Here is a 25,504-nt window from a genome sequence, read left to right as displayed (position 1 = left end):
GCTCATTGGGGGTAGGACTCATCATCGTCGCGTGCCTCGTGTGTGCGTAGTCGGTAAACAATCTGCTCTTGCGGTAGTTCCGTTGTTCTGGGTGTTTGCCACCATTGCGTGGCTGCGCATGAGAAAAGCCCCGCCAGCAGGACTAACTGGCGGGGCTCCATGTCGGGAGTAGAGCGCGGTCGCACTGCGTCCGTTCCCCCGGAAAAGTTCTCCGCCGCCCTATGGCCCTTGACGGAGTGAGCTTTCCCGGCCCGTATGGTGGTCTAACCTCCGAGCTCCCAGAACTGTTCCGGCGAGTGCGGAGGGCTGGAGCCCAAGATGTAGGAGGGAGGCGTTACGGAAAGAGGGCGATTGATACCAACGAGCGCTGATCGCGACCGCTATGCCCACTGGCGATGTCCGATCGACATGATTTTCCATGGCTGCTCGACCGGCTTGTTCCAGGCGTCGCAGTGGTTGACGATATCGTCATAGTCTTTGAAGATTCGGTTGGAGAGCCAGTTATCTCGCACGAACTGCCAGATGTTTTCGACCGGGTTCAGCTCCGGTGATCTCGGCGGCAGGAACAACAAGGTCACGTTGTTCGGGACCTTCAATTTCGGCGTCGTGTGCCATCCTGCCTGATCAAGGATGAGGATTGCGTGCGAGCCGTCGTCAACGGCAATGCTGATTTCGGCGAGATGCTGCTGCATGGCGTCGGTGTCGCAATAGGTCAGAACAAGGCCGGACCCTTGCCCTTCTTTGGGCAGATCGCACCGAAGATATAGGCCCACATCGTGCGCTGATCACAAGGGGCGACTGGTCTGGTGCCGCGCCGAGCCCACCGTCGCGTGATCTTGTTCTTCTGCCCTACTCTGGCTTCGTCTGCCCACCAAAGCTCGATTTGGGTGTCCGGTGCGAGGCGGCTCTGGATTTCCGCCACTGCGGCGGGGAAATCTTTTTAAAAGCATCCTTTTCCAACTCGTTCTGCGCATAATGGCGTGGACGGGCCGAGAGCTTGGCAAAGCCGAGCGCCTTCAACTCACGACCGGACCGTCGTCTCGTCCATGGAGATGCGGAACTCCTCGAATATCCACTGCACAAGGTCCTTGCGGCGCCAGCGCACGACACCATGGATTGCTGGAATGGGGCCGCGCTCTACGACCTTCGCCAGCGCCTGGCGCTGAGCCTCATTCAGTTTCGATCGGCTGCCGGGTGCCTTGCCGTTGATCAAGCCATCGGCGCCGCGCGCATTGAACCGCTCAACCCAGTCGCGCACGATCTGCACGCTGACGCTGCCAAGCCGGGCCGCATCTGCACGTGATCCGCCATCATAAATCAAGGCCAGAGACAACAAGCGCCGGGCTTGATTGGCGTCTTTTGCCTGACGAGCGAGCCCCCGGAGGGCCACACCATCGAAATCCTGTCGCAGTGAAAGCGCTGAACCCATCGCAAACCTCCTGTTTGCAACATCGATTCAGATTCGGGGTCCTTCGGGAATCCAGCAAGAGTCAGAAATGACGCTCGTTGGTATTACGTCGAAGAATACACTAAAGTTTAGACTGCCCTTCCGCTCGCGCCGAATAGCGCGGGGAGCCTGCGTTTTACCATCGCAGGTGGGATGTCGAACGCAACCGATGAAAGGGCCGTATCGGCCGTTTCGATCGATCAACCATCCATCTGAGCATTCGGGCACGCTGGATAGCCGGCGCCACAGCTACACCGAGCCTCAGTCGATCCCCCCGTGCTCCACCGCTTGGTCCTCAAACTACTAAGCTTCCTTCGCTCGCGTCAATTTAAAAGCTTTGATATTCTTTTGTATTAAAATCTCGGCGGTACTCCAGCGAGACTCCGCATCCGGGGGCTCGAATAAAGATCACTAATAATAGCTTAATTTCGGTCTTAATTGAAAATGTGGCTCGGGATCAATCGGAGTAAATCCAGTGCCGTGTCGGATGCACTTCATCGTAAAGCTTTCGCGCCAGCCTTCGATCCTTTAGCATTGCGATCAGTCGCATTTTCAGGAAGGAAGCAACGGAAGGAATAAACGTGGTCACATTAGGCGCGGGGAATTGACGGTAGTAATAACTTATGTATTCATTGGATTTCTTCCGAAGGGGATTGAAATGAAGCGTTCAACCTATCTTATTGCAGTTGCTATTGCCTTTTCATCCTTCACCGGATCTCAATCTGCCTTGGCGGATTCCGTTTGTGGTCCTGGAAAACAGCTCGCTACGAATGCTTGGGCCTGCGTATCAGGGAATGGCGGTTCGATAACCAGAAATTCCGGGCAAGTCACCGGCGGACAGATTGCAGCGGGGTTGGCAGTCGGCGGAGCTATTCTCTCCATTGTCCAATCCCTTGCCAGCCAAACCCAAGCCACCGATAATGTCGGAAGGGCAGACCTGGACGAACAGCGGCATGGCACGAATAGCCGACAGCTCAATCGACAGGCAATTGCACTTCAGCAGGCCGGAAAATTTGATAGCGCGCGCATCGCCTTTCTAAAGGCAGCGGACGAGGCGGTGATCGCGGGAAACCAGCGAGAGGCAAAAATCAATCAGAAAAACGCCGAGATCGCAGACGCCTTGCATTGGCTGCGAAGCGGGTACGACGCAGAAAAAGCAGGGAAACCCACGCGGGCGAACATTGCTTATCGGATGGGTATAGATGCAGCGACGCGTGCAGGAAATGAAAGCCTTGTCTCGAAACTACGGACGGCAAATGATGCACTGATCAAGAACAACTCAGGTAGCAGTATGATCCCTTCCCAAAAGAACAACTGCATGCTCCTTAATGGTAAATATGCCTGCTACTGACAAATCTATGCGACGCGCGTGTCTCACTATGTCGAATATCAGCTCGTTGGCTATCCTCGCAACGTTGCTGATGGCAATACAAGGTGTGCCTGCCAAAGCTGAGTCGGCTCTTCCTGTACAGTACGGAATCGAAATTCCAGACGTAACTGTCCAGACAGAGCGGCACTATCTAGCCGTTCTGACCAACAAGCCACTCGTCCAGAGAGATAAAATATCTGCTTCCGCGATGATAAGTGCTACCCGGGTAGATGGGAAAACCTATTATACACTTGGTTATTCCACGCCGTGGAGCGCTGGGTGTAAGATTAATGGACGTTTTTCGTTCGCCACTCCGCTATATGATATCGGTTCGAAAACATCGGATCGTTTGGTTTGTAAAGATTCAATTGAACCCGGCTCTACAACCGAGATTACGATGACATCCTCAAGTGTCCGCAACGGTGACACTATTTCCTTTTCAAGCACGATGAAAACCAAGCAACGCGCGTCCCATTGGGGAAATGATGTGACGGCATCCGTCAATATCGTAATAAAAATCGAAGGAAGTAGATGCTCAGTGCTTGAGCTCAATCTCAGCGCACTTGATAAGGCATCCACCTCCAAGGATAGTACAAGCTACAAGACGGCCTCCTATTCGAAGAATTGTACGCTTCGCTGAAACAGGCGCTACCTCCTCATAGCAAAGAATGTCGGCATGGGCATAATGGCAAAATCGAGAATATTCATCCGAACGAAAATAAGCTGCCTCGCCCTTACGGCGCTCGCCGCAGTCACGACTTCCGCTGCCCAAGCAGATACGGCAAAACTGGCGTTTCAGTATATCGAGTTATCGAATATCACGACCCACATGGACAGCTATTCTTGGGACATACTGAAGAATAAGTTCAATGTGTATAAACACCCAAATTCCAGCGGAGCTTATATTCAGCCTGTTCGATCTGAAGGGAAAGCGCTCTACACTTTTTCCTATGGCGGACCGTTCGGACGGGGCTGTAAGGTCAATGGCAGGTGGTCATCGATCTCTCCCTTGTTTGACATAGGAAAGAAGACCTCCGATCGGATCTCGTGCAGCGATCCGTCTAAGCCCGGCGAGACGAACAAGATTACAATGTCCACATCTAGCAGTTTCAAGGATGGAATTCTGACGCTCTCAAGTATTCTGCGGGACGAGCAACGACAGCCATTCGAATGGATGGGTAAGCACTCCACCATCGGTACCGACTATGAGGTCCGGGTAGATATCGCTATCCAAATTCAGGGGACTACATGTAAGCTTATCAAAGCGGACCTTAGAGAGCATGGAAAAAATATCCATGACAAAAGCTTCGAGCAAACAAAGACTTTGTCATTCCAGCCGGGGTGCTCTCTTCGCTGATACCTTAGAGCTTCCTCGCGTCGACGCGACGCTAACATGGGTATTTCTCGACAAGAGCAGAGAGCAAATGCATCGGCATATTCGATGATTTGTCCTTGCGGATCCACTCTGAGTCTTGCACTTGGGATGCAATAATTGCAAGAGCGTCTTCGGCTGTGATTACGCTTCCCCTCGGCTCGCAGAATAAAAGAGGCTTTCTTTCCTCTCGAAGTCTGGCGTTCGCCCATCGAAGTGTTTGAGCCGACATCGAGATCATTTGTTTCAGTACAGAGTTCTGCTTCGCGTCTTTGACAAGATCTTCCATGTTAGGCTCGTCTTCCGCGCGAATTGCTATCGGAAAGAGTAGTACTGCAATCAGAATGGCCAGGTGTCTTTTCTTCATATGCGCGTCCTCTCGTTGGGCTTCACTGCATCTGCTTACTCAGTTTTGGGTAATAAACCCCGCTTGGAAAGCGATCGCGATGAAGCCAGTACAGTCTCTTCCGCGCGTTGATATAGGTTATTGATCTCGTCGGTTTCGGACAGGGGAAGACGCTTGTTTGTCGCGATGTACTGGCCAATCCAATCTAATGTATCTCCGGAGAGGTAGTGGTCCGAAAGTACCAGGGACCATGCGACGTCGGGGACACCGAACGGCTGGTAGCGGCACTCTCGACAGGGCGTCCAGGAGCCGTGTTTCTCATTGCCGCATTTGATGCAGATTGCTCGCGTCATATCAGAGCCCGAATAGTAGCTGATGAAACTTACGGCGGATAGCTTAATGAACAAAGTTTAATATGACAATTCGCGCGTGTATAAAATCCAAGGTACCAAACACTGAACTTGTGATCTTAAGACGTTCCTTGTGTATGAAGGCCGAATATTTATTATCCTGCTATATGCAGAGCATCTTCTTCGAAGACGTTATACCAACGAGCGCTGATCGCGACCGCTATGCCCACTGGCGATGTCCGATCGACATGATTTTCCATGGCTGCTCGACCGGCTTGTTCCAGGCGTCGCAGTGGTTGACGATATCGTCATAGTCTTTGAAGATTCGGTTGGAGAGCCAGTTATCTCGCACGAACTGCCAGATGTTTTCGACCGGGTTCAGCTCCGGTGATCTCGGCGGCAGGAACAACAAGGTCACGTTGTTCGGGACCTTCAATTTCGGCGTCGTGTGCCATCCTGCCTGATCAAGGATGAGGATTGCGTGCGAGCCGTCGTCAACGGCAATGCTGATTTCGGCGAGATGCTGCTGCATGGCGTCGGTGTCGCAATAGGTCAGAACAAGGCCGGACCCTTGCCCTTCTTTGGGCAGATCGCACCGAAGATATAGGCCCACATCGTGCGCTGATCACAAGGGGCGACTGGTCTGGTGCCGCGCCGAGCCCACCGTCGCGTGATCTTGTTCTTCTGCCCTACTCTGGCTTCGTCTGCCCACCAAAGCTCGATTTGGGTGTCCGGTGCGAGGCGGCTCTGGATTTCCGCCACTGCGGCGGGGAAATCTTTTTAAAAGCATCCTTTTCCAACTCGTTCTGCGCATAATGGCGTGGACGGGCCGAGAGCTTGGCAAAGCCGAGCGCCTTCAACTCACGACCGGACCGTCGTCTCGTCCATGGAGATGCGGAACTCCTCGAATATCCACTGCACAAGGTCCTTGCGGCGCCAGCGCACGACACCATGGATTGCTGGAATGGGGCCGCGCTCTACGACCTTCGCCAGCGCCTGGCGCTGAGCCTCATTCAGTTTCGATCGGCTGCCGGGTGCCTTGCCGTTGATCAAGCCATCGGCGCCGCGCGCATTGAACCGCTCAACCCAGTCGCGCACGATCTGCACGCTGACGCTGCCAAGCCGGGCCGCATCTGCACGTGATCCGCCATCATAAATCAAGGCCAGAGACAACAAGCGCCGGGCTTGATTGGCGTCTTTTGCCTGACGAGCGAGCCCCCGGAGGGCCACACCATCGAAATCCTGTCGCAGTGAAAGCGCTGAACCCATCGCAAACCTCCTGTTTGCAACATCGATTCAGATTCGGGGTCCTTCGGGAATCCAGCAAGAGTCAGAAATGACGCTCGTTGGTATGAGGTAACGGCCAAAAGAACCGCCGAAGCGGGGCTCCCGTGTAGCCCCGGTGCCAAATAACTGGGGACCCTCCACGATTTCCCCCTTTCGCACGAAGGCACACTCGGGGGAAGATTGTAATGTTCTTTGCGAGTGCCCATATCCAGGACTTACTAGGCAACCCCTTGGGATTCGTCCGGCGTTTTGCTGCGGCGGTAAACGCCTGCCCCGATGTCCGTGACGGGCAAATTCAACATGAATTGATGATGCCTGCCGATTGGCGGCAGAGGAAACGTATTGAACAACACAAATGTCGCTGCCACATCCGCGGTTGTGAAGCCCCGTGAGCGCGATGAGGCCGTGGTTCGGCCGACCAAGAACTGGAAACCATATCCCTGCCTCCTCACGCGCAATGAACTGCAGGAACTGATCGCCGATCAGCTCGGCTGAGCTTTAATGATAGAATAAAGAGAAGACGATGCAGCTACTCGTCAGAGACAACAATATCGATCAGGCCATCAGGGTACTGAAGAAGAAGAAGATGCAGCGCGAAGGGCTGTTTCAGGAAATGAAAGAGCGGCGCGCCTACGAAAAGCCGTCCGAACGCCGTATCCGGGAAAAAGCGCAGGCCATCAGCCGCCATCGCAAGGCTGCGCGCAAGAAGCTGCAGCGCGAAGGATTGATCGCCGCGCCAAGGCGGAAGGCCTCCACTCGATAGAACCGAAAAGCCGCCGTACATGTGTCCCCCGGCGGCGATTTTCCTTTGAAAGGATGAACGAATGGAAGAACTCACCAGCATAACGATCTCCGAAGAACGCCTGGAAGATTGCCGCGACGTCATTGAACCTGAGCTGCAAGATCTTATTCGGAGTGCACTGAAAACGGGCTTCAGCCGCGAGGAGATCCTGATCGCGGTCAGCGAACTGGTCGCCGAGGACTTCGCCACCGTAGTGAAAACGCCGAGAGTCCATTGAACCGACTGGGAACTTCGAGAGCGGCACACGAGCACGATGGAACAGCATGACCTCTTTGGGGCGATCGAACCGTCTCTGCCGGATGGATTTCGCTATACGCCGGACGTCGTTCCCGACAATCTGCAGCAGGCCATCCTGGAAAAGATGCCCGAGCTGCCGCTCAAGGCGTTTGATTTCCACGGTTTCGAAGGCAAGCGCAGGACGGTCTCGTTCGGCTGGAAATACGACTTTGAAACGGAGCGCGTCCGAAAAGGCGAAGACATTCCGCCCTTTCTTTTGCCCGTGCGCGAGATTGCCGGCGGTTTTGCCGGCATTGAACCCGACCTATTGGAACAAGCTTTGGTCACCGAGTATGGTCCCGGAGCTCCGATTGGCTGGCACAGGGATAAATTCGTCTTCGGTCGGTTGGTCGGTATTTCGCTTCTGTCTCCATGCACATTCAGGATGAGGCGGCGCCAGGGCGATAAGTGGCAGCGCAGCTCGATCATTCTAGAACCAGGGTCGGCCTATGTCATGGCCGGGGAAGCGAGAACCCTCTGGGAGCATTCTATCCCGCCGGTCGACCAGCTTCGTTATTCGATCACCTTTCGCGAAATGAATTCCGCAACCGGAAGGTAGCCAATGCCGGTTGCGTTTGGAAAAAGCAGGTAAAAAAAAGCAGGCTCCTCAGAGAAGGAAGTCGCCCCTTCTTGGGTCTTACTGCGCAGGCAAGGCGGTCTGAGGCCGGCTTGATCAGCACTTGTAGTCGCCCTTGTCACTTTGACCGGGTTTCTGGTCGTGTTTGGCATCATGCCGGGCGTCAGCGGATAGAGATCGGGAAACGTCGACGCTTTCCTTGAATCTGCCGTCCTCGTCACGGCGGACATAGCGTTTGTCGGTACCGGTATCGATCAGTTTGCGCTTGCTATCGCGGTGATCCTTCTGGTTGCTGCTCGAATAAACGCGCGTCATACCAAAAGATGCATGAGAATCATGGGTCTAGCGGAGACTCGCAAAAGACGCGCGGTCGACGGGCTAAGTTATTGAAAAATGATTCGTTTCGGCTGGGAACAATTGCATGCCCATTTGTTTGAATCGCACTGGTCATCTCAGGAGCCCCTGCGTCATGGTCGTCCCGCGAGCGAATCGGAAAGCCGTCATTAAGTTCGGAGACGTCGCCTGTCCGGTCGCACTCTACACCGCGGCTTCATCGTCGGAGTGCATTACGTTCACTCAGAACCACGTCGTCGGCCGCTACGCCATTTTTGTCACCGGCGACGAGGTCAAGAAAGAGGGCGAGGTCAAAGGCGACCAACGTGGTGGGGACGAATACATCATCCCCGAAGGTGAGGAGTTGGAAAACGTCGCCCTCGACGGTACGAAGACAATCTATATCTCAAAGAGGCTTTCGGGGTCACTCGACGCGATGGAGTCCCATGACATGGTCGGCATCTCCCGGCTGGTCATGACCCGCCGCGAGCGCGCCGTCATGCTTGAGCCACGGGATAATGGTATCGCGCTCTGGACGTTGCGCTACGGGGAAGTCCGTGACGAGGATACCCTATCTCGTCGGCATTGGCCATGAACAGAAAATGCAGAAGATGATGCCATTAGTGGAGCAACTGATCGAAAAGCAGAACCAGCCCTGGAATCCGAAGGTGGTTATCGACTCGGTGCAGGATCCACTGCTTGATATCATCGCCGGCGAGAAGAAGGCGCTGAAGAAGTCGTGGACGGTCGAGGCGAAAACGCCCGCACTGATTAGCGTCATCAACAATGGATGCCTTGTGGAAGTCGCTCGCAACCGATACGCGGACTGAAAATGAGCAAGCGCGCCAAGCCACTTCTGCAGGACGGTTCATTCACCGCGAAATCTCACCCGAGGCGTAAGCGCGATCCGGCGCAGCCTAGCCTCCCGTTCGATCCTATGCCCGATCGGATCGAACCCTGCCTGGCGTTGTTGAAGACGGCGCCGCCGACCGGGCCGGACTGGGCCTACGAAATCAAGTGGGACGGTTATCGCCTTGCGATCCACATCGAGCCGAAAGGCGTGCGGATCATCACCCGCGGTGGCCATGACTGGACGCATCGTTTCCCGGCCATTGCCGCGGCCGCCATGGAACTCGGAGTAGGGACCGCTATCCTCGATGGTGAAGCCGTCGTGCTCAACGCTCAGGGCCGATCCGACTTCGGAGCCCTGCAACGCTCTCTTGGCGGACGCGGTGGCAAACGAGCCTCGACGGAATCCGTCCTGTTTGCCTTCGACCTCCTGTATTTTGATGGACACGATCTGACGACGACCGAGCTGGTGGTTCGTCGTCACCTTCTGGAGGACTTGTTGGAAGGCGCTGCGGGCGCAATCCAGCTCTCCGAAGAAACCGAGGGTGACGGCGACGAATTGCTGGCGAAAGCTTGCTCTCTCGGAATGGAAGGTATTGTTGCCAAACATCGAGACAGTCCTTATCGATCCGGCCGCACCGGAGATTGGCTCAAGATCAAATGCGTTCAGAGCGAAAGTTTCGTGATCGTCGGCTACGAGCAGTCAGCCGCTGCTCGCGGTGGGATCGGCAGCCTTCTGCTTGCAGGCCGACGTGGCCATGATTGGGTCTATGTCGGCGCCGTGGGTACGGGCTTCAAGGAAAAAGATGCCACCTATCTTAAGAAGACGCTTGAGACGCTGAAGACGCGGACGCCGGTCATTCCGTTGAAAGGCAAGGACTATGTGTTTGCCCAACCAACCCTGATCGCCGAGATCGAATTCCGCGGCTGGACCGACGACCGCAACCTCCGCCACGCCTCCTATAAAGGTCTGCGCGAGGTTCAAGATAATGCTGCAGTGTATGCGCTTGAGTGAATGACCCGGGCGAAGGCAAAAACCGGAGAATTTTTTCCGGCGGCGCTCTTGAATCCAAAAATCTCAGAAACCAAATCGATTGCCGCCAGCCGCTGATGAAGGGCTGGCCTTGCTGGAGGCGCCGTCTCTCGGCGCATCCGTACCCATGTTGCTTCAAGGAGGATATGGCTATGGCAACATCTTACGACTATGCACCGCTTTTCCGCTCGAGCGTCGGCTTCGACCGGGTCTTTAATCTTTTGGAAAACGCCCAGCGCGCCCGCGCGATCAGCGACTGGCCGCCCTACGACATTGTCAAGACCGGTGACGATAACTACCGGATCTCGATCGCGGTGGCGGGCTTCGCCCAGGATGATCTCGACATTACGTTCCAGTCCAATCTGCTCACTGTCACCGGCAAGAAGCAGGAGACATCCGCGGATGGCTACCTGCATCGTGGCATTGCCGGTCGGCCGTTCGAGCACCGGTTCGAGCTTGCTGATCATGTCAGGGTGAACCGGGCCGATCTGAACAATGGTCTCCTGTCGATCGATCTAGTCCGCGAGATTCCGGAGGCATTGAAGCCGCGGAAGATCTCGATCCAGAGTGGACCCGCTCTGACGTCGGCTCTCCTGGCGCAGATCGAAGGGCAGAAGGCCGCTTAAAGCAATCCTATCGACCAGGGCGCCGTTGCGGCGGCGCCCATTGGGAAGGAGAAGACGATGAAACCCGATATGTTCAGACAGCCTGTCTCTATCCTTGTCGGACTTGGTTTTCCAGCCGAGGTGCGCGGGGTCATGGACGCCTACCGTCACCTCTCTGAGTGGCCGGTGTCGCTCCGAGACGCGGCCCATGCGATTGCCTTAAAGGCATGCGGAGCCGCGCTACGCGGTGAAATCGAAGCGGAGACCGCCCGCGGTCTGTTTGCCGCCTTTGCCGAGAAACACGATCTGCTGGCGCCGGAAAGTGACGTCATCATCGCGTCTCCCCGGCGCCCGGATAAAGATCCGTACGTGCGTTGATGGCCCGATGACGGACAGATGGGAGCAGGTCTCAAACAATGCGATGGCGATTGGAAAGCCCGCGGCGAGTTCCGGCTTCGGCCAGACGAAATCGGGATGCTTGTTCGGTGCACCGATGCCTTTGAACGGTGACTTGTTGGTGGTGAGAAGCGTCCATGGCATATTTGTTCCCGGCCGCCTCCCGAGGCGGTTCAAGTCCTCCGCTTGTTCGTCAGAACCCATCTGAGCCGCGAAAGCACTCTGTGGCCACAGCGGAAACGAAGCGGCGCATGCTCAGTCGTTGTATCAGGCGCGTCGTGAAGCGGCCTGCAATGGACTTCCCCGGCGTTTGATCGGATAGCAAACTTGCATGCGCCGCGCGGCCAATGAGCTTACGGGTAAGGCTAAACAGGCGGTGGGTGATACCACAAAACATGAATACCGGTGGGCTCGCGACCCTGGCCTCAGCCATCGGGCCTTGATCCTTGCTGGTGGCAATCGGCACCGTTGCTCCATTGCCACGCGGACAGCCAGGCGACGTGCCGGGGCCAAGCTGCTTGCAAGTTTTGCGCGGGAGCTTATGTCATACCGCTTGAAGAATATTATTTGGGATATCGCTTGAACAGAGCTCGGCCAGCGCTCCTTCTTCTCAGCGCCTCGCTCATACCCGTCATCATTCTGGCAGCCGGAATGGGGTGGTTCTTCGTTGCCGAGCAACGCAAGTCGCTCGATGAGGGCGTCCGGGCGAGGGCTGCGACGATCGCGGCAACCGTCCAGCGCGAATTGAACACCCAGATCCAGCTGTTGTCGGTGATTGCGGATTCACCGCGCTTCGATCTTCCTGTCTCGCGCTCCAGCTTTACGGAGACCGCTCGCCGTCTGCGTGAGCGCGTTCCCGGCTGGGAGCAGATCCGTGTTTCGGACGAAGTGGGCAATGTGGTCTTGTCTCTCCCGCCGCTTGAAGCGTCATCAAGCCGGCGCGTGATCGATACCGAGAGCTACGACAGACTGCTTCGATCCGGGGAGGGCGTCATCGGAAACATCGTCATCGGACCGAAAGGGCAAGCCGCATTTGCGATCCGGGTACCGATCGAAAGAAAGGACAAGCTGCGGGCCGTCCTGTCGGCAGTGATCCGCCCGGCAATGGTGACGAACCTGCTTCATGCAACGGGTCTTCCCGACACTTGGCCCGCCTGGATTGTCGATGGGCAAGATCGGCTGGTGGCATCGACCGGCTCACCAGAGCTTGCCGGCAAGAAAGGAGACGAATTTGCTCGTTTCTCAGGGAGCGGTGTCGGTCTGGCAAATCTGAAGGCGGGCGGTGACCTGCGTGTTGCCGAGGTCGCGTTGGAAGAAACGCCGTGGCGGGTGAGGGTGGGTATCCCGCTCGCGGAATACGATCAACTGGCCCGAAAGGCTTGGATGCTGCTCATTGCTGGCTGCTGTTTCACCCTCTTGCTTTCGGGCGCAGCAGCAGTTCTCCTTCATCGGGAAGTTAATGCTCGTCATCGCGAACGGGAAAGCATAGCCAACTGGCAGCGGATGGATGCGTTGGGAAAACTCACGGGTCAGGCAGCGCATGATTTCAACAATCTGCTGATGGTGTTTCAGTCGGGGGTCGAAGGCATCAAGCGGCGCAGGAACGATGAGCAGCGGGTAACGCAGTTCCTTGGACATATGTCCGACGGTGTGGCGCGGGGAAAGGCAATCACCCAACGCCTCCTGTCGTTTTCGAGACGCTCCAATCAGGGGGCCACGCATATCGAACTGGATGGCAAGCTTGCGGACCTGGAGCCGCTTCTTCGACAGGCGCTCAACGATGCCATTGTCATGGATGTCAATGTCCCGAACGACCTCTGGCCCGTTCATGCGGATCCTGCCGGTCTCGAAATCGCGCTGATCAATCTTCTGACCAATGCGCGAGAAGCCATGCAAAATGGTGGCCGGGTCACTGTCTCAGCCAGGAACGTACCGCAAGGCGCCACGGTAGATCCTATGCTTCGCGGCGAGTTTGTAGCGCTCACGGTTACGGACACCGGCAAAGGCGTCGAACCCCCCGACCTGTTACGCGTGTTCGAACCGTTCTTTTCCACAAAGGAAAACGGGCGGGCGGGCCTGGGGTTGACCCAGGTTCACAGCTTCGCCAAAGCCGCGGGCGGCACCGTCAAGGCCACCAGCTTGATCGGCCATGGGAGCGCATTCATTCTCATGCTTCCGAAATCAACCGCGCCCCGGATGCCACGCGAGCACGAGGGCCCGGAGCTTGATCTTCCGAAGACGATTCTGATCGTCGACGACACGCCAGCATCGCTCGAGTCCGTCCGACTTGCCTTGGACGGACTGGTTCCGACCATTTACACTGCCTCGAGCGGCGCGGAGGCTCTGGGCATCCTGGAGCGCCATCCCGACGTCGAATCTGTCGTGAGCGACATTATGATGCCGGAGATGTCCGGGATCGAGCTCGCCGAGGCAATAGCACGAAAGGACACCCGCCTGCCGGTCGTGCTTATGACGGGGTATAGCGACAAGCTCGAGGCTGGCCTGGAGATTGCCCGTCCCGTCGTCGCCAAGCCATTCAAGAACGAAGACTTGGCTGCTGCTCTGGCAGCCGAGCGATTGAAGACTGTTCAGCTCGGAAACGTCGTGCGTTTGGACACGTCCTCAAAGGGTTAAGAGGCCCGACGTACTTGGCTGTAAAGAGGCTTCAACGCCAAATATTACCCATGTCAGTGACGCCGTCACTTCCGCGGGGTTGGCGTCAACTCCAGCCACAACCTACGCATCTTCAGGAAACGGAAGAACAAGGTCGAACGCTTCGCTCATATTGGAAATTATGGGCCGGAGCATAGCAAGGCCAGCCCGGCAATCGACGGTATCGTCGAGGGAAGGCCGGAAGTCATGGAGGCGTGATAGATGCCGAAGTTCGGGAGTTCGAATACACCGTAACGCTCGACACCGCGATGAGATGGCCCGACTTCTGTTAACGCAGGATCGGGAGAGCCGTTTGGGCGACCACATCATTCGGAACCGGTTGGTGGGCGGGTGGGATGGACTTAGGTCCCTGGTACGGAACGAAGTCCTCCACGCGCCGTTCTCTTGCCACTTCAACCAGGAGAAAATTATGAACAAGCTTATGACTGTGACTGCGGCACTTACCTTTGCCGCAACAGGTGCCTTTGCCCAAAGCGGTACCGTCAACGGTGCCGTGGGCGGCGCGGTGACCGGTGCCATCGTTGGCGGCCCAGTGGGCGCCGCAGTCGGTGGAGTGGCCGGCGCGATTATCGGGACCGCAATCGACCCACCGCCGAGCGAGGTGGTAACCTATGTTCAGCAGCAGCCCGCACCGGCGCAGCGAGTAAGGCTTGAGCAGCAAATCGTGGTCGGCAAGCCAATCCCTCAGAGCGTGGTACTGACACCGGTACCGAGCAATCCGAAATATGCGTACACGGTTGTCAATGACCAGCGCGTGATCGTAGATCCGCGCACCCACACGGTCGTCCAGGTGCTGAACTAAACTGAAGCCCCGCTGCCCAAAGGCCGCGGGGCATTTTTTTGCCGCGACTAGTCCCTCGGCCTTGAATCGCGCTCACCCTATGCGCGCTTTGCGAGTACGTGTGGCAAATAATCTGTTGGCAATCATGCTGATGAGGTGGCGGTGTGAGGTCGGGAAGTTTGAAATTTGAAGCGCCCCAACCTCCGCGCGGAACGATGCCCTAAATCGAACGTTACAGATGCAACAAACCCCCAGAGGTACACGATGATCAGGCTTTGCCTGCTTGCGGCGGGAGCTTTCGCGCTGTCCGGTTCCGTTTCATTCGCTCAGGCGCCCGCTGAGCCATCTCCGCTTCCGCCGGCTCCGGCTGAGATCACCAAAGACAATCCTCCTTCGAGGCCCTTACTTCCACACGGCGAACCGAACATGGGATCGGCGCACCCCGACAAGGGACCAAGCCACCGTCCGCAGCCGCCAGAACGCGGGCCCCGTATCCACATTGAAAACGGCCGGACGAGGGTCGATCTGCACTGCGCTGAAGGCGACACGACAAAGGATTGCGCTGACGCGCTTTTGCAAGTCCTTGACAGGCTGCAAAACTCCTCATTGAGCGATGATAACTCCGGGCGCGGGACCGGACGCAACCGTGATCGGGATTATGACCGTGACCGCGATAGATTCGAGGGGCGCTGAACATGGCACGAGCCCTCACGACCGACATCGACCGTCTCAGTAAGCGGCTCGCCGAACTCCGCGCCATGCTTGCTCGGCAAGCTGACGACGCAGCGGAAAACGCTGCGACGGATATCGCCCCCAAGGCGCGGCGGTTCGCACGCCAGTACCAGCGGGAAGGTCACAGCCTGAGTAAGGCTGCTCGCCGGAACCCTTCGGCGGCAACCGGAGCCATCATCGGTGTGATGTTGCTCGGCGCGGGGGTAGCTTGGCTGTTATCGGCGAGGTGGAATGAGAAGGACGGTTGATCGTCAAGGAGCTGGGAACTGTCGCGTTCGAGCAGGGCCGCATGCCAACGGTCGTCACTGATGCCCGAGCGAAAGACAACCGATCGTTCCGCGGATCAGTTCGGTTGCCGGACATGCCGTGACCCGAATGTTGGAAGCGATTCGACAGAAGCTGCTGACAATTCCTCCGTCAGTCCGGTCTGTCAGGATTGCCTTGCCCATGATCATGGGGACGATCGCGGCGGACCGGCTCATGGGATTGCCACCTAGAAAACCAGCAGATGCCGCCAACCTTGTCGCCCGGACGGAGTAATGCATCGACTGCAAGCCACTGTCCTACATCTCGAACGAGGCCGCCGCTTCGGCAACTTCCTTCCGCATCGCGTCAAGCGATCCCCGCAACACCCTGAAGTCGGCGCTGAGAGCGGGTGCGGCGTCCTGCTCTTCCCAGTAGAGGAGTGTGTTGTGCCACCCGGTCGTCGTTTCGATCAGGCCGCGCATCCGCTGCATCGTTCTCTCGTCGACCGTGGCGGCCGCCCGTTCGGCGTTGCGGGCGAGTTCGACGAGATCATTGGCCTCGACGCCCCAGATCGGCAATGCCGTCCGCAGTTTGAGGATTTGGGCGTTGATGTCGTCTATCTGTGTTTTTTCCATATCCCCAGACTACCGCGTGATTACGGCTATTCAACGGATGGCAAAACTAAAAGTTGACTTGTCGGTAGTCTGTCTCTATTAGCGGTTTATCGATCTTTTGCTTGCTGAACTTTGGTTGCCGCGCGATTAGCACCGCGCCTGACGAACTTCCCTTTCAAAATCAATCGCTATCACCATCCGCAGGCTTCGGCTTTGCGGTCGCTTAATGTTGCTTTGAAAGGGTTCATCATGACCACAGGCACAGTAAAATGGTTCAATTCCACCAAGGGTTTCGGCTTTATCCAGCCGGACAACGGCGGCGCTGACGCCTTTGTTCATATCTCGGCCGTGGAGCGCGCCGGAATGGGCGAAATCGTCGAAGGTCAGAAGCTTGGCTACGAACTCGAGCGCGATATGAAGTCGGGCAAGATGTCGGCTTGCAACCTTCAGGCTGCTTGATTTAGGTTACTGCTTTCCTTTGACCACGGATGTACTGGCACTGTCGAAAGCAAAATACCCGCGAGGCCAGGCAAATTGCCTGGCCTTTTCTGTTGCACTTCTCTAACTCCGGATGACCCATGACACAGACAAATCTAAAATCCCGGCTGCAGGCCGAGATCGCATTCGGCCACACACAGACCCAATTCTTCGCACGCGGCCATGCGGTCGAGGAACTCGTCTCGATCGTCGAGGCCCGCGAAGCCAAGACCTTGAGGCTCCGCGAGGCGCGTCTCGCGAAAGAGGCACAGGGTATTGCTGCGGCGACAGAAGCCCTCATCAGCAGACGCCTTAAAAAGTCTTGATCACACAGTAAGTTGGCGGCCCTTCTCCCTCACAAGGGACGATGTTCAGGGAGTTGCCATACCGACGCGCGATCGAGGACTAGCTTGACTGGGGACCAGAGCAGCTCCGCCATGCACTCGATGCCGCTGGTGTGGCAACGTGGTCCTGGAATGTCGACACCGACGTGTTCAAGGGTTATGTCGCTATCCACCCTCAGAAATGCATAGGGAACCTGCTGTGCAGGGCCGTCGTGTAGGTCGGCGGCGATGCGTCGCAGGTATCTCTCGTTAAGAGCGGCTGTCTCTTGGGACGCTTTCTGAACCCGCGTGGTCAGCGACTTGTTCTCGCGAAGCAGCTTGGTCAACTCTTCGACCCGCCTGCCCAATATGCTTCGCTGACGGTCGGTCGTTTTGCTGCCGCGCAACACGATAGCAGACAACAGCAGGAAAAACCCCGCCATCTCATAGAACTCCGAGACCGCGACCACTTCCCCATACCATGGCTGCAGTACGGGATTGTAGATTTCCAAGTGGGGCTGGCCGCTCTGCCGCTCGGCCACGCTTTCTTCATCATCGACATGATCAAACTCGGCTACCATATGACCTGCAAAAGCCTGCCGAAGGTCCTCGTTGGGCGTCAGCTTTTTTCCCATCAGGCTCTTGTCACCACTGTCCCAACCAACAGCATGACGACCAATGTTACGGCGCCACCCGCGAGGAGGAACTGCCGTGCGAGCGACTGAGAGTTCCGTACCGAAAACAGCTGGGATGGGCGCAATTTAGGCACCCTTACACTCATGGACGGGCAGGTGAAACTAATGCTCTTTAGCTGGTCTTCAATCTCTTTCCGAACGGCTCCTCAAAAAGGATGCGAGCGCCCAGATCCCTGATGGTACCTTTTAGACGGTTGCCAGGGCGGAGCGGTGCGGCATCGGACAGAAGTCTGATGCCGCTGGAAGCTCTTGCAGATTAGGCAATTGTAAAGCACTCTACTGCTTGGGTGGAGCAGCAATGGGGGCTGCAATGGTATTTTCGTCACATGATACTTTGGAGCCAGGGGATCTGGCGCTCCTGCGAACGGTCTTGGAAGAGGTGTGTGACGAAAAGTCCATTCCGCTGGACCACCCCGACGCGCAGCAGGTAGCTCGTGATCTGGTGAATTGGTACTTGTTCGGCATTAAGCATCCGGTTCAACTCAGAACAATGCTTGAGCCTTTGACCGGTTGAGCACTCGCCTGTCGAGAGCACATTCTTGAAAAGTGGCGTCGATCGTCACGTTGGCACTTGGTGGTGGGAGGACCTAAGGCCCAGCGGGTGTGACTTTCCATCGTAGAACCGCGACTGGCGGTTGACGGACCGGACTACGGCGCTGGGCCGCCTTACTTGACAGCTGTTTCATCACCCAAAGCAGGCGAGACACGTTTAGGACCAAAGCCCTAAGCCGGAACGAGGCCGGATCGATGGCGTTCTCCGTAAAAGTCCAAAGCGCGCGGAGATGACCGATGGACACTAATCTTTGGGATAGGCCGATCGAGATCGCCATAGAGTCCGGCGATCATTTTAAGAGCATCCGCAATAGTAGGGAGGCCGTCGCTTATCTGATGACCGGCTGGCCGCAGAAGGGAGGAGAATCTTTCGCGGCCGCCAAGCGGGTCTGCATGGACGCTGTTAAGGGGCGTAGCGACTCATCGGCCGCCGCACTGGCATTCCGGGCCGCCGCCAGGGAGGCGGGAATCCTCCGCTGAGTGGATTACATCGGAATTTGCGGCCTCAGGGCGTTCCGACCGCGTCGTTGACGGGGTGGCACTACTTCGCCCAAGCCGATAGAGTTCGACATTGCGCCATCATCCCACGCACCTCAAAAGTAAGTAACCGAGTTTCTCCCGTCACCCGAAACGCGAGATTGTTAGGGCAAGATCGACCACATGATGGCGCCGAATATGGCGATGAAGCCGATAGGGACACTGAGCAATCGAAGCATACCAATGTTGGTGTTAGGGTGCCCGACCCAGGCGAACAACCAGCCCGGGCCCTGATTTTCCTGCATAAGACGACTCCCGTTTCCAAAGCCTGATACGGAGACTGAACTTCAGTCAGAGAACGACCGTTCCACTAATACGAATAGGGAGGCGTTGTAATGGGCTTATACCAGGATATATGCGTCAATCGCCGCCGCGACGACCGCGTTGCGAGCGATCTCACTAGACCCGTTTGCGCTCGAGCGCGACCTCACAGGTGTTACAGGCATATCTTGCGTTTTCGAGGATCTGACCACTTTCTCCAGGCCAGCGGTTGAGCGGGAAAGCCGGCGCCGCTCGGACCATTTATCGATTCAAAGAATTCATCGCCGGTCCTGACAAGAACGGGCTTCTGCCAAAGAAAGGATTGGGTCGCCTTTTCGGCTCGTTTGTTCATGTCATTCCTCCACCAGATCTTCTGACGGTGCCCTCCAGATAACCAAGCTCGGAAGATAAATGCGGCGCAGCAGGTGCAGCCCGGAAGTACTAGTGAAATCGTCGCGCTTCCATTTCTTCCTCACAGGCGGCCAGGACGATTCGATCACTCTCGCGATTTCTAGCTAACAGCCGGTAGCGTAGAAGTTTCTCCACCCCGAACACGTCAACTGCTTTCAGGAACAAAAGGCCCGACATCACGTTCCAGGGGATATTCGGGAAAGTGGGAGAGCGAACCAGTGAACCTCAAGCTCGCATTGGGCGTGGCGCTAAGCCTGGCCTGCACCTCGATGGCGGCGGAAGCCCGGACGGATTGGCCTGTCTACGGAGCCGTGCCTGTGGAGAGCAGCTCTCAGCTCATGCGGGCATATAACAGGGTGCTGCCGAGATGCTTGCATGAAGCGGGCGCAGCAGCCGCTGAGGCGATAACTGAGACCAGTCTGCATGCGGTTCGATTGCGGGGTTGCCTATATCGTAACGGCTTCTTTTACCAAGGAGTCTACGCCTATCCTGTCGCTTCGACGGCATACGGTACAACACGGTAGGGCACCACCTATCCGTCTGCTTCCGATGGCGAAGAAGTCGTCAGACTGACTACCTTGAAATCTTCGTCTGCAGTCCGAGCGTTCCAGCGGCGTTGCGGTTTCCCGGCGAACGGGAGTCATTTGACACCAGTGAGTGATCTTTTGAATTCAACGCCCGCGATAAAGCGCATCGGCGCATTCAGTTCCTAGCAGATCGGCTGAAACGGTTCTTAGGCATCTGAGCCTCCGACCCGCCTTGCATGTGGACAGCGAGTGGGCGCATGTCAGGCTATCCGTCCTTTAGTCGCTGCTGTGATCACGAAACGGACGTCGCAAACGGAACCTGCTCTTGTTTACGCGGTTCGCGTCGGACGGAGACGATGATGAGATATGATAACTGGATCCACTTGTGCATCGATATGCAGCGAATGTTCGCCGAGGACACGCCTTGGCATGTGCCATGGATGCGACAAGTATCGCCTCAGGTTGACGAAGTCGCGCGGCGGCATCCGCAGCGAACGATTTTTACCCGTTTTGTGCCACCCAGCCGCGCGGCGGATATGCCGGGCATGTGGCGCACCTATTACGAGAAGTGGAACATGATGACTCTGGAACAACTTGGCCCGGAAATGGTCGATCTAGTCCCTGCGTTGAAGGCAATGGTCCCCCCTGCAAGGATCTTCGACAAGATGACCTATTCGCCCTGGACCAACGGCGAGCTTCATTGTGTGCTGGCGGAGGAGGGGGTTGAGACACTCGTGATCTCAGGAGGAGAGACAGACGTGTGCGTTCTGGCTGCGGCAGTCGGAGCCATAGACCTCGGCTACCGGGTCATCATTCTGAAGGATGCCGTTTGCAGCGGTGCTGATGACACGCATGACGCCTCCCTCGAATTATTGGGGCGCCGTTTTTCGGTGCAGCTGGAAATCTTGTCGACGGAGGGCTTTATCCGTCGCGTGTGATCGCCGGCGTCACTCACGTCGAACCCCCCAATTTCTGGAGAAGCATTACAAGGCCCGAAATAGGAGGCTGCGGTCAGGGTTTCCATTCAATGGGCAGTGTCGTCGTTCGGCAAGGCCGTCTGCCATGCATACCAGTGTGACCACGCCAATACCTTCTTGCGGTATCTTCTCGTCGATAGAGGAGGCTGGAACCATCGGTCGTCGATGATACTTAAGATCGAAGAGGGCAGGCTCGAGGCCTGCCCCTGAGATTTTCAGAGTGTACGACGTGGGTAACGGCGCCGCTCCTGCTCGATCTCGGCGGGACCAAAAGGCTGCGCCGCCGAGTCGAATTGTGTCCAGCCCTGCTCGGAATACGCCCGTCGGCGCTCGACCGGATCGACCCAGTTGGACTTCTTCAAAATCGCTTCGGCTTCAGTCTGAAGGTTGTCATCAACCCTGGCCGTGACCAAGGTGCCGCCGCGGCGCACACCTTCGGCGTAGACGTGGGCGTGCTCCTCTGGCACGCCAGAGTCTGTGAGTGCACCGATCAATCCACCGGCTGCTCCGCCCGCCACGGCACCTGTCACCGCGCCGAGCGCGGTGGCGGCCAGCCACCCAGCGGCAACCACGGGACCGACCCCCGGAATGGCCATGATCCCAAGCCCTGTCAGGAGACCGCCTGCACCACCCACGACAGCGCCGATGCCGGCACCCGTGCCAGCACCCTCGGCGGCGTTGCTGTCGCCTTTCTTGTGGTAGTCGCCAGCATTATTGGACACGATGCTGATGTCCGCTGATGGGATACCACGGGCTTCAAGTGCGCTGACAGCCGCACTTGCATCAGTGTAGTCGTCAAAAAGTCCGGTTACAGTTTTCATTGGTATGCCCTTCTTTCAGAAGTTTTGCTTGTCACTTGGAAACGACGTTGCCCTGGTAGTCGAGCGACACGGCTGCGGATTTTCCATCCTTCATTGCCATCGCCTGCCAGACACCCTTGTCGTCGAGTTTGAGATCCTTCACCCCGGTATAACCGGCGCCTTCGATGCGAGACTTGGCCTGCGATTCTGTGAAGCTATTGGCACCTGCGACCGGGGCGGTGGGGTTCTTCGTACCGGGTGTCGCAACAGCGGGCGTGTTGCCGTTGGTTGTTGGCGCAGGTGTGGTCTGGGCTTGCGCCACAAGCGTGGACGCCGACAGCAGTGCTATTGCGAGAATACTGGTTTTCATGGGTTTTCCTCGGTTAGGCCCTTATTGTTACTGACACTGTCGGCGGGGGCCGCCGCTAACAGGCTGGTAGGTGTTGTCCGCGACTCGGTATGATCGATAGCGATTGAAGCAAGACTGGGAATGCTCTTCCTCGCTGAGGGTGGAGGGACCAAGGTCGGCGACGATTTGCTCTTTTAAAGGCCCTCCGCCGGACGCTTTTTCAAACGCGTCCTCACCACTCGGAGCCTCTGAAATGGCTTGAATTCCTTCGGTGTGGCCGGCTGCACGTTGCGTGATCGCATAGGGCGATTCACACTGCCGCCGTCCGCCGCTGAATGGGGTGTAAGAATTATCCCGCGGCCGATAAGAGCGATACCGACTGGCACACCACTCCAAGTGCTCTGCCGCCATTCCCGGCTGGGTGTCGCCAACGGCCGCTCCACCGCTTTCAGAATTACCGGAGTCGTAAAACGGAGAGACCGCCGTGCGCGCCTGGGCAACGGTGGGACCCCCGAGTGCGGAACTAGCTTGTGCGGTCGGACGCGGCGATGCCGGGCGGGCCGCAACGCGGTCGAGGGACCGCGCGCCGGTATCAATCTTGACCGGCTCGCTCGTCCACAGGTCGGAAACGTCCGTGCTCGCAAAGTGGCTTGGCTCATTGCGAGCGGTGAACATCGCAGTTGCCGAAATCAGCCCGCCTGCGAATGTTGTAACCGCGAGGACAGACCCTCCAAGTACGATTAGAACCGCTTTCATGACTGCATTACCCTGATGGATCTCACATCCAGAATGCCAAAGGAATCAAGTTGTTCCAGGAACTCGGCGTGTCGGGACTTAGGTCCTAAGGTCGGGCTTGAACCTCGAGGCTTCCTTCCGCCGGAAGGTTGCAACCCCAAGATCGCAATGGACGCCGTCATATCTGACTTACTCATTCGAGACACCACCCAACGCGCGTTCTTGGCGACTGCACCCGTTCTGAGTGTGGCTTCGGCACTTCACACTAGCGAGGTAGAGGACACGCAACTCACTCTTTTAGTCATCCCGGCCCAGGCGCCGCAAACTGGTCGCACGGCTTAAGCGGGGTGGCGAGCGTAGCCCCGATTCAGCTGATCTGAACCGATCTAGTTGCCGACGTGAGAAAGGTGCTTGCAACTCCCGGCTTGGCGGCCTCCCGTTTGAACCTGGAGATCCCAGAGGCGGGGTTTGTTAGCGTCCCCGTCATCGCGTCGATAGGTGAGCTGTGCAATCTGGGCTCTTGGAATCGATTATGCACAGGCTTACGCGAAGATGCTCGGGGATGGCTCAACGCCTGTATTTCAGGCAGTGATGTAGGGGAGCGCGGGACAGTACGTCTTCATCAAGACAATGAAAGAAGTGTAGTTTTTCAGGTGCGAGGCCGTGAGGCGGAACTTGTTTTGGCCGGCGCGGTTTGGATCCCGACAGCGAAGCGAGGTTCAGGATGTCGAACGCAACACGATCCGGCGATATGAATGAAAGAAACAGCGGTGTAAGCTCCACAAGTTTTGGCACCTCTGTTGAGAGCAAGGCGCAGATCGAAGATGCCGAGAGGGTCGCGTCCTCAACGCAGAACGGGGAAAGTTTGAATGTTTATCGACTATTGCCCGTTGCACCGGCTGGCGACTTCAGGTGGCAAAATGCGCCCTCACTAGGAGAGGTCGTCGTCGCGGCCCGGACCGCGGGCGACGCACGCATTGTCGCCGCCAGCCGCGAGCTAGATTTTCTCGAAATCGACGCACTGCCCGGCGAAGATGTCACAACCCGCCACGCAAGTGCCTTTCGCGATGAGAAGGCCTATACTGTCATAGAAGTCGAGCGTGGTCGAACGGATCTGGCTCGGGGCGTGGTCGACGAGTACATAGCAACCGACACGATCAAACCGACCCAGCTGTAGCTTCTGCCGCGCCAAGTGTAGGAAGACCTCTATCGCTTCGAGCTCACTGATCATTTGAGGCGTTGTCTGATCCGCGTTTCGAGCGTTGTCTCCTTTGATTGTCGGTGGCCGTCTGGGATCAGCTAGGAGTGTGGACAGCGTGATGGCGGCGGGCAACCTCGCCGGTAATCTCCGCGAGCTTTCCCTCTTCAACCAGGCCCATTCGATAAAAGCGCACGGCGATCCTCGCAACTTCCTCGGGGTCAAGGCCGGCGCATCCGGTTTGAGCCATCGCAGCCCGGTGCGCTAGCACCATGACGGCGAGGTCGTCTGGAAAAAGGATATCCGGGAAAAAATCATTATGTGTCCGCACGTGGTGCTCCTCCTGACCGTTGCCCCAAACGTACGCCTCTGCGAAGGGCGTTCAATTACATTTGTTAATGCGCCGTGGCGTGCTGGGATGGAGAAGCGCCTGAGGGTCCGTTCATCGCGGGTTGGGTCAGTCCGCAGCGATGCCCATAAGATCGAGAGATGTGGATCGGCTCGTGCGCTTCATTTCCCAGAGATACGCACGAACAAGTCGGGTCGTCAGCGCTTCACTTTCGATCAGGCGCTAAATTGAGCAGGCGACGGAACACGAGAACCCAGCTACCGGGTTGAGGAGACTGCATCCTTATGGCGAGGCGGGGTTCTGGGTTTTGCGGTGCTGATCCCCATCTCGCGGTTCAGTTTCTTCTGTGCAAGCTTGCGGATTCTGCGAACGCCTTCCGCTTTTTCGCGCGCCCGTTTCTCAGAGGGCTTTTCATAGTGCTCCCGAAGTCTCATTTCCCGGAACACGCCTTCCTGCTGCAATTTCTTTTTTAAGTATCGTAAGGCTTGATCGACATTGTTATCTCGTACGAGGATCCTCAATTCCCACTCCTATGACATCTGCTCTTGTAACAGTCCTTACTGGACCGATCCCGGGGGAGCAATCGGGAACCGACCTCATGGGCCCTCTCGAGCGCATTTGGGACCAAACGGTTTAAAGCCGAAGGGCAGCAGGACGTCGATGTCCGGCTGCCCTATAGCTGTCAGTCTGGCTTGCAATCAGAGTGCCGGGCACCCCCTTGCGTTTGCAAACGTCACGGTTTCGACGCGTCCACGGCGGTTGACGCCTTCTACAGTAATGCTTCGCTGTGTTTCGCGTACCACTGTCGCATCTCGAAGGCCCTCATCCCGGGCAGCAGCGCGTGCTTCTCGCGAGCTGCACCCGCCCCGCGGTCTGTCACGCTCGCGCTCGCGGGGCTCTCTGATGACGGGCCGGATACCGTCAGGCCCAACACGGAGCTGAAGGTCTTGCGCGGCGGCCGGTATCCCAACCCCGGATAAAACCGTAGCAGCGATGGTGAGCGCTAGAACTGAAGCAATACGTTTGGACATGGTTCCCTCCGGGAAAATTGGAAAGACGGCGGTCGCCGGCCGCACATACAACAAAGACTAGTTCGGTATGTTCCGGAGCGCTCGTCAGAGAAACCGGTCGCCGATAGTACGGAGGCAGTTGGTTTCCGTCGCGGATAGTGCGGACGGAGTGCTGGAGGCGGACCCTGGTTCCGCTCGGAGCTAAGAACCAGCTG

Annotated in this window: 28 protein-coding genes and 3 pseudogenes; 20 read left to right on the top strand and 11 right to left on the bottom strand. The window is 57.1% G+C overall.

Annotation, left to right across the window (positions count from 1 at the left end):
- Positions 1-380 precede the first annotated feature (380 nt).
- Positions 381-1,429 (bottom strand): annotated as a pseudogene (locus PMI07_RS34195) (IS630 family transposase).
- Positions 1,430-2,105: 676 nt separating this feature from the next.
- Between PMI07_RS34195 and PMI07_RS15830 the strand changes: the two are divergent.
- From PMI07_RS15830 to PMI07_RS15825, 3 genes are read left to right on the top strand one after another with little or no spacing between them, the layout of a single operon-like run.
- Positions 2,106-2,798 carry a hypothetical protein gene (locus PMI07_RS15830; RefSeq protein ID WP_007774509.1) on the top strand — a complete coding sequence of 231 codons (693 nt, stop codon included), beginning with the start codon at positions 2,106-2,108 and terminating at the stop codon, positions 2,796-2,798.
- A gap of 28 nt (positions 2,799-2,826) precedes the next feature.
- A complete protein-coding gene (locus tag PMI07_RS34935) occupies positions 2,827-3,456 on the top strand; it encodes a hypothetical protein (protein ID WP_155956531.1) in 630 nt (209 codons plus the stop codon).
- Positions 3,457-3,492: 36 nt separating this feature from the next.
- A complete protein-coding gene (locus PMI07_RS15825) occupies positions 3,493-4,173 on the top strand; it encodes a hypothetical protein (RefSeq protein ID WP_037087154.1) in 681 nt (226 codons plus the stop codon).
- 31 nt (positions 4,174-4,204) lie between these two features.
- On the opposite strand, the gene PMI07_RS15820 is transcribed toward PMI07_RS15825, so the two are convergent.
- Positions 4,205-4,555: a hypothetical protein gene (locus PMI07_RS15820; protein ID WP_037087152.1), complete on the bottom strand. Its 351-nt coding sequence runs from the start codon at positions 4,553-4,555 to the stop codon at positions 4,205-4,207.
- A 549-nt stretch (positions 4,556-5,104) separates the two neighbouring features.
- Positions 5,105-6,153 (bottom strand): annotated as a pseudogene (locus PMI07_RS34190) (IS630 family transposase).
- A gap of 360 nt (positions 6,154-6,513) precedes the next feature.
- On the opposite strand from PMI07_RS34190, the gene PMI07_RS35340 reads away from it, so the two are divergent.
- From PMI07_RS35340 to PMI07_RS15795, 4 genes are all read left to right on the top strand, one after another.
- Positions 6,514-6,666, top strand: coding sequence for a hypothetical protein (locus tag PMI07_RS35340; protein ID WP_197032523.1), 153 nt, complete (start codon positions 6,514-6,516; stop codon positions 6,664-6,666).
- Between the two features lie 28 nt (positions 6,667-6,694).
- Positions 6,695-6,934 carry a 30S ribosomal protein S21 gene (rpsU, locus tag PMI07_RS15805; RefSeq protein WP_007758866.1) on the top strand — a complete coding sequence of 80 codons (240 nt, stop codon included), beginning with the start codon at positions 6,695-6,697 and terminating at the stop codon, positions 6,932-6,934.
- Positions 6,935-6,995: 61 nt separating this feature from the next.
- Complete coding sequence (locus PMI07_RS15800) at positions 6,996-7,190, top strand: hypothetical protein (RefSeq protein ID WP_007758864.1); 195 nt, start codon at positions 6,996-6,998, stop codon at positions 7,188-7,190.
- Positions 7,191-7,226: 36 nt separating this feature from the next.
- Positions 7,227-7,808, top strand: coding sequence for an alpha-ketoglutarate-dependent dioxygenase AlkB (locus tag PMI07_RS15795; RefSeq protein ID WP_007758862.1), 582 nt, complete (start codon positions 7,227-7,229; stop codon positions 7,806-7,808).
- Positions 7,809-7,922: 114 nt separating this feature from the next.
- Here PMI07_RS15795 and PMI07_RS15790 read toward each other — a convergent pair whose 3' ends face one another.
- Positions 7,923-8,141 carry a hypothetical protein gene (locus PMI07_RS15790; RefSeq protein ID WP_007758860.1) on the bottom strand — a complete coding sequence of 73 codons (219 nt, stop codon included), beginning with the start codon at positions 8,139-8,141 and terminating at the stop codon, positions 7,923-7,925.
- Positions 8,142-8,295: 154 nt separating this feature from the next.
- Between PMI07_RS15790 and PMI07_RS34930 the strand changes: the two are divergent.
- From PMI07_RS34930 to PMI07_RS15750, 7 genes and pseudogenes are all read left to right on the top strand, one after another.
- Positions 8,296-9,059 (top strand): annotated as a pseudogene (locus PMI07_RS34930) (Ku protein).
- Entirely contained in the window at positions 8,992-10,023 is a 1,032-nt protein-coding gene (ligD, locus tag PMI07_RS15780) for a non-homologous end-joining DNA ligase (RefSeq protein ID WP_007758852.1), read from the top strand. The pseudogene PMI07_RS34930 and the gene ligD overlap by 68 nt, the downstream one beginning before the upstream one ends.
- Before the next feature lie 170 nt (positions 10,024-10,193).
- Positions 10,194-10,667, top strand: coding sequence for an Hsp20 family protein (locus tag PMI07_RS15775; RefSeq protein WP_007758851.1), 474 nt, complete (start codon positions 10,194-10,196; stop codon positions 10,665-10,667).
- A 57-nt stretch (positions 10,668-10,724) separates the two neighbouring features.
- Positions 10,725-11,024 carry a DUF982 domain-containing protein gene (locus PMI07_RS34180; RefSeq protein WP_007758850.1) on the top strand — a complete coding sequence of 100 codons (300 nt, stop codon included), beginning with the start codon at positions 10,725-10,727 and terminating at the stop codon, positions 11,022-11,024.
- A gap of 597 nt (positions 11,025-11,621) precedes the next feature.
- Positions 11,622-13,676, top strand: coding sequence for a response regulator (locus PMI07_RS15765; RefSeq protein WP_024163844.1), 2,055 nt, complete (start codon positions 11,622-11,624; stop codon positions 13,674-13,676).
- A gap of 448 nt (positions 13,677-14,124) precedes the next feature.
- Entirely contained in the window at positions 14,125-14,517 is a 393-nt protein-coding gene (locus PMI07_RS15760; protein ID WP_007758837.1) for a DUF1236 domain-containing protein, read from the top strand.
- 674 nt (positions 14,518-15,191) lie between these two features.
- Positions 15,192-15,476 carry a hypothetical protein gene (locus PMI07_RS15750; protein WP_007758835.1) on the top strand — a complete coding sequence of 95 codons (285 nt, stop codon included), beginning with the start codon at positions 15,192-15,194 and terminating at the stop codon, positions 15,474-15,476.
- 315 nt (positions 15,477-15,791) lie between these two features.
- Here the strand turns inward: PMI07_RS15750 and PMI07_RS15745 are convergent, their stop codons facing one another.
- On the bottom strand, positions 15,792-16,109 hold the full coding sequence (locus tag PMI07_RS15745; protein ID WP_007758832.1) for a hypothetical protein: 318 nt from the start codon (positions 16,107-16,109) through the stop codon (positions 15,792-15,794).
- 228 nt (positions 16,110-16,337) lie between these two features.
- Here PMI07_RS15745 and PMI07_RS15740 point away from each other — a divergent pair, with 228 nt between their 5' ends.
- Complete coding sequence (locus tag PMI07_RS15740; protein ID WP_024163843.1) at positions 16,338-16,547, top strand: cold-shock protein; 210 nt, start codon at positions 16,338-16,340, stop codon at positions 16,545-16,547.
- 119 nt (positions 16,548-16,666) lie between these two features.
- The gene (locus PMI07_RS15735) at positions 16,667-16,891 is read left to right on the top strand and encodes a hypothetical protein (protein WP_007758825.1); all 225 of its coding nucleotides are present in this window, start codon (positions 16,667-16,669) and stop codon (positions 16,889-16,891) included.
- Positions 16,892-16,920: 29 nt separating this feature from the next.
- Here the strand turns inward: PMI07_RS15735 and PMI07_RS34925 are convergent, their stop codons facing one another.
- Positions 16,921-17,523: a hypothetical protein gene (locus tag PMI07_RS34925; protein WP_007758824.1), complete on the bottom strand. Its 603-nt coding sequence runs from the start codon at positions 17,521-17,523 to the stop codon at positions 16,921-16,923.
- Between the two features lie 849 nt (positions 17,524-18,372).
- On the opposite strand from PMI07_RS34925, the gene PMI07_RS15720 reads away from it, so the two are divergent.
- The gene (locus PMI07_RS15720; RefSeq protein ID WP_007758820.1) at positions 18,373-18,615 is read left to right on the top strand and encodes a DUF982 domain-containing protein; all 243 of its coding nucleotides are present in this window, start codon (positions 18,373-18,375) and stop codon (positions 18,613-18,615) included.
- 493 nt (positions 18,616-19,108) lie between these two features.
- Here PMI07_RS15720 and PMI07_RS34920 read toward each other — a convergent pair whose 3' ends face one another.
- Positions 19,109-19,285, bottom strand: coding sequence for a hypothetical protein (locus PMI07_RS34920; RefSeq protein WP_155956530.1), 177 nt, complete (start codon positions 19,283-19,285; stop codon positions 19,109-19,111).
- A 945-nt stretch (positions 19,286-20,230) separates the two neighbouring features.
- Between PMI07_RS34920 and PMI07_RS15715 the strand changes: the two genes are divergently transcribed.
- Positions 20,231-20,809 (top strand): isochorismatase family cysteine hydrolase, encoded by a 579-nt coding sequence (locus tag PMI07_RS15715; RefSeq protein WP_007758817.1) that lies wholly within the window; start codon positions 20,231-20,233, stop codon positions 20,807-20,809.
- A 254-nt stretch (positions 20,810-21,063) separates the two neighbouring features.
- Here the strand turns inward: PMI07_RS15715 and PMI07_RS15710 are convergent, their stop codons facing one another.
- On the bottom strand, positions 21,064-21,669 hold the full coding sequence (locus PMI07_RS15710) for a hypothetical protein (protein ID WP_007758810.1): 606 nt from the start codon (positions 21,667-21,669) through the stop codon (positions 21,064-21,066).
- 31 nt (positions 21,670-21,700) lie between these two features.
- On the bottom strand, positions 21,701-22,018 hold the full coding sequence (locus tag PMI07_RS15705) for a PepSY domain-containing protein (protein WP_007758807.1): 318 nt from the start codon (positions 22,016-22,018) through the stop codon (positions 21,701-21,703).
- 1,438 nt (positions 22,019-23,456) lie between these two features.
- Between PMI07_RS15705 and PMI07_RS34165 the strand changes: the two genes are divergently transcribed.
- Together PMI07_RS34165 and PMI07_RS34915 are read left to right on the top strand one after the other, a co-directional pair.
- Positions 23,457-23,909, top strand: coding sequence for a hypothetical protein (locus tag PMI07_RS34165; protein WP_007757233.1), 453 nt, complete (start codon positions 23,457-23,459; stop codon positions 23,907-23,909).
- Between the two features lie 142 nt (positions 23,910-24,051).
- Positions 24,052-24,198 (top strand): hypothetical protein, encoded by a 147-nt coding sequence (locus PMI07_RS34915; RefSeq protein ID WP_007757234.1) that lies wholly within the window; start codon positions 24,052-24,054, stop codon positions 24,196-24,198.
- A gap of 338 nt (positions 24,199-24,536) precedes the next feature.
- Here PMI07_RS34915 and rpsU (PMI07_RS34160) read toward each other — a convergent pair whose 3' ends face one another.
- Both rpsU (PMI07_RS34160) and PMI07_RS35665 read right to left on the bottom strand, forming a co-directional pair.
- Complete coding sequence (gene rpsU, locus PMI07_RS34160; RefSeq protein WP_007757237.1) at positions 24,537-24,800, bottom strand: 30S ribosomal protein S21; 264 nt, start codon at positions 24,798-24,800, stop codon at positions 24,537-24,539.
- Between the two features lie 177 nt (positions 24,801-24,977).
- Complete coding sequence (locus PMI07_RS35665) at positions 24,978-25,310, bottom strand: hypothetical protein (RefSeq protein ID WP_081760811.1); 333 nt, start codon at positions 25,308-25,310, stop codon at positions 24,978-24,980.
- Positions 25,311-25,504: the final 194 nt, after the last annotated feature.

It is taken from the genome of Rhizobium sp. CF080, from assembly GCF_000282095.2.
Lineage (GTDB): Bacteria > Pseudomonadota > Alphaproteobacteria > Rhizobiales > Rhizobiaceae > Neorhizobium.
Note: the sequence above shows the minus strand (reverse complement) of the source record. Positions and strands in the feature narration are given on the sequence as shown.